General features: G+C 66.7%; 5 protein-coding genes and 1 pseudogene. 2 read left to right on the plus strand and 4 right to left on the minus strand.

Going from position 1 to position 5,201, the window contains the following annotated elements; genetic code table 11:
• The 3 genes from HUK84_RS09855 to HUK84_RS09865 form a co-directional block, all read right to left on the minus strand.
• The coding region (locus HUK84_RS09855) for a DUF1028 domain-containing protein (protein ID WP_176640136.1) at positions 1-438 on the minus strand (438 nt) is incomplete at its 3' end.
• A 49-nt stretch (positions 439-487) separates the two neighbouring features.
• The gene (argE, locus tag HUK84_RS09860) at positions 488-1,645 is read right to left on the minus strand and encodes an acetylornithine deacetylase (RefSeq protein WP_176640137.1); all 1,158 of its coding nucleotides are present in this window, start codon (positions 1,643-1,645) and stop codon (positions 488-490) included.
• Complete coding sequence (locus HUK84_RS09865; RefSeq protein ID WP_176640138.1) at positions 1,642-2,868, minus strand: flavin-containing monooxygenase; 1,227 nt, start codon at positions 2,866-2,868, stop codon at positions 1,642-1,644. Before HUK84_RS09865 ends, argE begins: the two co-directional genes overlap by 4 nt.
• A gap of 254 nt (positions 2,869-3,122) precedes the next feature.
• Between HUK84_RS09865 and HUK84_RS09870 the strand changes: the two genes are divergently transcribed.
• Both HUK84_RS09870 and HUK84_RS09875 read left to right on the plus strand, forming a co-directional pair.
• Positions 3,123-3,854 carry a class II aldolase/adducin family protein gene (locus HUK84_RS09870; protein WP_176640139.1) on the plus strand — a complete coding sequence of 244 codons (732 nt, stop codon included), beginning with the start codon at positions 3,123-3,125 and terminating at the stop codon, positions 3,852-3,854.
• Positions 3,855-3,898: 44 nt separating this feature from the next.
• Positions 3,899-4,834: a LysR family transcriptional regulator gene (locus tag HUK84_RS09875; RefSeq protein ID WP_176640140.1), complete on the plus strand. Its 936-nt coding sequence runs from the start codon at positions 3,899-3,901 to the stop codon at positions 4,832-4,834.
• 10 nt (positions 4,835-4,844) lie between these two features.
• Here HUK84_RS09875 and HUK84_RS09880 read toward each other — a convergent pair.
• Positions 4,845-5,201 (minus strand): annotated as a pseudogene (locus HUK84_RS09880) (MFS transporter); the annotation flags it as partial.

Genomic DNA, 5,201 nt, shown 5'->3' on the forward strand with positions numbered 1-5,201 from the left:
CAGGAGGCGCGTGCCGAGTTCCTGGGACGGGTCGGAGGCGAGGAAAGCCTCCACGACCGCGTCGGGCACCGTCGCGTTGGCCAGCAGGTTGCCGGCCGACGCCACGTTTCGGCGGACCGCCGTCGCATGACACCCCAGCGTCCGCGCCCCGGACCAGACGGCCGCCGTGCCGTGGCGATCCATGACGGCGAGTTGCCGGAATTCGGGAAACGGGCCGGTGCGCACCAGGGCATCGCGGCACTCGGCGGCGCTGCTGCCCCCGTCCATCAGGTCGAGGCCGAGCGGGCCAAGCCGCGGATCCGTCACGTTCTGCGACGCCACCACCCCCACCCCGGCCCGGGCGAACGCGCAGCGGCCGGCGACCGCGGGGGACGAGGAGGACACGGCGATGCCGAACTGGCCCGTCCGCGCGCATCTGGCGATGATGGAAAAGGTCATGTCCGTCTTTCTCCCTGTCTCTTCGACATATTTCGGCGGGTGCCCCGGTTCAGCGGCGGAGTCGGTCCAGGATCCCGTCGAGAAACCTGTCGCCCTGCGCCAGTTCCCGCGTGGTGATATATTCGTCCGCCTTGTGCGCTCGGCCGATCGATCCCGGACCGCAGACGATACAGGGCAGGCCGAGCTGCTGCGCGAACAGCCCCGCTTCCGTGCCGAAATCGATCACGCCGGGGGCATTCCGTCCGGCCGCGCGCAGGCCGAGCGCGCAGATTTTGGTGTCGGCGCATCCATCCAGCCCGGGATAGGCGTTGACGATGTCGATCCGGATCGTCCCCCGGCCGGCCTCGGCCTCCACGCGCCGTGCGGCGGCGTCCAGCCAGGCAAGGGAAGCCGAGCCGTCCTGGCCGGGAATCAGCCGCATCTCGGCCGTCGCCACGCAGAGATCGGGAACGATGTTCAGCGCGGTTCCCCCCTCGATCAGCCCCGCCTGGACGGTGGAGAACGGCACCGCGAACCGCGTATCGTGCGGCTCGGTCACGCGGATATGGTCCTGGAGATCCGTCAGCCGGCCGATCATTTGGGCGGCCAGGACGATCGCGTTCGTTCCCCGGAACGGATCGGCGGAGTGCGCGGCCTCGCCCCGGCAGACGATCCGGAAGGCGATCTTTCCCTTGTGCGCGACGGCGACCGCCATTTCGGTCGGTTCGCCGATTATGCAGCCGGCGGCGCCCCGCATGCCGGCATCCGTCTTCAGCGCCGCCAGCAGCGAACGGACGCCGAGGCACCCTAGTTCCTCGTCATGGGAGATCGCCAGGTGCAGCGGACGGACCAGCGGGCGGGCGGCGGCTTTCCCGGCGGCCGTCAGCATGCAGGCCAGGAACCCCTTCATGTCGCTGGTCCCTCTGCCGTACAGCCGGTCGTCCCGCTTCGTCAGCACGAAGGGATCAGAGGACCAGGCCTGACCGGCGGCGGGCACCACGTCCGAATGCGCCGACAGGACGATGCCGCCGGGGATATCCGGCCCGACCGAGGCGAACAGGCTGAACGCGTCCGGCCTGTCGCCGGGGATGCGCCGCACCCGCGCGCCCAGCGCGGCGAGATGCGCCGCGATCCAGCCGATCATGTCGGTGTTGGACTGGCCGCAGACACTCGGGAATGCCACGAGCCGGTCCAGAATGGTCTCTGTGATGGTCTCTGTGCCGGTCATCCCCGCGCCGCGATATGGCCGGCCAGATAGTCGGCATCATGCCAGACGCCCCAGATGAAGGGCGACGCCCTGCGCGTCAGCCAGGCCAAGCCGAGGAAATAGAGCCCCGGTTCGTCGGACACGCCCTTGCGATGGCGCGGGCTGCCCTTCGCGTCGAAGATGTCGATCTTGATCCAACCGAAATCCAGCGCATAGCCGGTCGCCCAGATGACGGAGGCGATGCCCGCCCCGTGCAGGTCCAGGGACAGGACGGGATCGGTGACGCATGCGGGATCCGGCCCGATCGCCCGTGCCGCGGGCTCTTCGGGAAGATCCAGTCCCTGCTGCGCCACATAGGCATCCGCCGCGTCCAGCATCGCGAGATAATCCGCGTCGCCCCGGTCGATATTCGCCTTCAGGTCCGGTGCGACGTGCAGGACACCATCCCGGAAGGAATCCGTCCTGCCGACGAGGGTCATGCCGTCCTGCGCCAGCCGGCGGAAATCGACCGTATGTCCGCCGCGCGCGCCGCTGACGGCGATTGTGACATGTTCCATGGACGGGCTGCTGACCGCCATGTCCCACATTCCGAGGACGCCGAGCCACCAGACGAAGTCACGCCCCCGATAGCGCCGGGGCGGCCGGTCATGGGGGCCGACGGAGAGCCAGACGGGGCGGCCCGCGCGCCGCAGTTCGTCGGCGATCTGCACGCCCGAGGACCCTGCGCCGACGACCAGGACACCGCCTGCCGGCAGCAGGTCCGGATTGCGGTACGCACTGGAATGGATCTGCAGCACCCCGGCATCGGGCGGAATGATCGGGGGGACGACCGGTTTCTGGAACGGTCCGGTGGCGGCGACGACGTTCGTCGCCTCGATCACGCCGGACGAGGTTTCCACCGCGAAGCCGGAGCCGCCTTCGTTCCGGCGAAGCGACAGGACCTCGACCCCGCAGCGGACCGGGGCATCGATCCGCCGGGCATAGGCCTCGAAATACGTGACGATCTTCTGGCGGGGCGCGAAGTCGTCCGGATCGACGTCCGGAAATGTCATGCCGGGAAACCTGTCATGCCAGGCCGGCCCGTTGGCCACCAGGGAGTCCCAACGCTCGGACCGCCAGCGCTCGGCGATCCGCTTCCGTTCCACGACGAGATGCGACACACCCCGCCGGCCCAGATGCTCGCTCATGGCCAGTCCGGCCTGACCCGCGCCGATCACGAGCGTATCGACTTTTTCGGTTGCCATTCCGGATACCCTTTTCCGACCGTGCCGAAGATCATTCCGGCGCATGAAAAGCCGTTCGTTCTTGTAATGAAATCAGAAAATTCCACAAACAATCATTTTGATCATCGATGCTTAGCATTTTCCTAAGAGCCGGGCGGCGGTGCTTCGGGCAACGAAAAACCTTATGACGGCTTCAAAAAAACAATCTTTACCCGATAGACGTCACGATTCTACGCTGCCTCCGTCATGAGGGAAACCATCCCGCGGAGGCGGTCTTGAGCCAGGACAACGAACAGAGCGTGCGGGTGGATCTGGCCGCCGCCCTGCGCATCGCGGCGCGCCTGGGAATGCACGAAGCCGTCGCCAACCATTTCAGCGCCGCCATTTCCGAAGACGGCACGCGCTTTCTCATCAACCCGAAATGGCGGCACTTCTCGAGGATACGCGCGCGCGACCTCGTCCTGGTGGATGCGCGGCAGCCGGGCGATGCGGACAGCCGCGACCTGGATCCGACCGCCTGGGCCATTCACGGCCAACTGCACAGGATCAACCCGCGCGCGCGGGTGGCCATGCACCTGCATCCTGTCCATGCGACGGCGATCGCGACCCTGCAGGATCCCGTCATTCCCCCGATCGACCAGAATACGGCCCGATATTTCAGAAGAATCGCGATCGACAGGCAATATGGCGGCATGGCCGACAGCGCGGCCGAGGGCGCCCGCCTCGCGGCGCTGATGGGCGACAGGACCCGGCTGATGATGGGCAATCACGGCGTCATGGTCGTCGCCCGCACCGTCGGCGAAGCCTTCGACGACATGTATACGCTGGAACGGGCCTGCCAGATACTCGTCACGGCCTATTCGACCGGCAGGCCGCTTTCGGTCCTGGCCGACGACGTCGCGGAAAAGACAGCCGGGGACTGGGAGCGCATCACGGATTTCTCCATCCGCCACTTCGAGGAAATGAAGCTGATCCTCGACAGGGAGGAGCCCGACTACAAGGACTGAGCGCGGCCTCTCGCCTGTCGGCGTGCGATGGTATAAAAGACGGCATGCGCTATACGCTTCGTCAGCTCGAATATTTCATCGCGGCAGGCGAAGCCGGGTCGATCCGACATGCCTCGGAGAAACTCTCGATTTCCCAGCCTTCAATTTCTACTGCGATCGCCCATCTCGAACAGGAACTCGGCGTTCAGCTCTTCATCCGCCATCATGCGCAGGGATTGTCGCTGACGCCGGCCGGGCGCCGGCTCGTCGCGGAAGCGAAGCGGGTGATCCAGATGGCCGAAGGACTCTATGCCGCCGCGTCCGAGGTCACGGACCAGGTGCGGGGCCAATTGACGGTCGGCGCCATGGTCACCCTGGCGCCGATGATCATGCCGGAACTCGCGCACGGGTTCATGTCCGCCTATCCGGCCACCGAAATCCGGCAGTTCGAGGCCGATCACGAACAGCTTATGGAAAGGCTGAAGCGCGCCGAGATCGACATCGCCATCACCTATGACCTCCAGATTCCCGAGGACATCAGTTTCCTGCCCCTCGCCAGCCTGCCACCCCATATCCTGGTCAGCGCGGCGCATCCCTTCGCGGACCGCGAAGAGGTTTCCCTTCGCGAACTCGCGGACGAGCCGCTCATCCTGCTCGACCTGCCGTTGAGCCGCGAATATTTCTTCGGGCTCTTCTTTCGCGAGGGGCTGGAACCGAAGATGTATTCCCGCTCTTCGCATCAGGAAGTGGTGCGCACGATGGTCGCCAACGGATATGGCTACACGCTGGCCAATGTGCGGCCTCGTTCGGATCTCGCCCTGGATGGACGGCGCGTCGTCCGGGTCAGGCTGGCGGGCGATCATCGCCCGATGGTGGTCGGGATCGCGACGCTGGAGACGATCCGGAAATCACGCTTGCTCGAACGGTTCGAGGCGCATTGCACGGCCTCCATTTCCGACCTGTCCCTTCCGGGAATGACGGCGCCCGACCTGCCCGGCTGAGGAAGCAGCGTCATGTCGTCCTTCGCGCCGCGGCGTCGCGGATCGACGGGCCCGCCAGGCAGAGGCAGGAGACGCTGAGCGCCGACACGGCGAGCAGGTACAGGCCGGGTGCCGGCAGGTTGCCCGGCCGGCGCGTCAGGAGCGAGAGCAGCAGCGGCGTGAAGCCGCCGAACAGGAGCTGGCTTGCGGCATAGCTGAGCGCGATGGCGCTGGCCCGGTTGCGGGCGGGGAACAGGTCCGCCATCAGCGCCGGCACCGACGCGTAGTAGCCGCCATAGATGCAGACGATGAAGGCCGATTGCACCAGCATCAGCCGCGTCGCCGACGGCGCGGCGGCCAGCCATGCGAAGAGCGGCCAGGCCGCCAG

The organism is Nguyenibacter vanlangensis (genome assembly GCF_013376155.1).
Taxonomy (GTDB): domain Bacteria; phylum Pseudomonadota; class Alphaproteobacteria; order Acetobacterales; family Acetobacteraceae; genus Gluconacetobacter; species Gluconacetobacter vanlangensis.

Bases quoted from the DNA above. Each gene is read 5' to 3' on its own strand.
- argE (WP_176640137.1), bottom strand. From the start codon at position 1,645: ATGACCGGCACAGAGACCATCACAGAGACCATTCTGGACCGGCTCGTG.
- HUK84_RS09865 (WP_176640138.1), bottom strand. From the start codon at position 2,868: ATGGCAACCGAAAAAGTCGATACGCTCGTGATCGGCGCGGGTCAGGCC.
- HUK84_RS09875 (WP_176640140.1), top strand. From the start codon at position 3,899: ATGCGCTATACGCTTCGTCAGCTCGAATATTTCATCGCGGCAGGCGAA.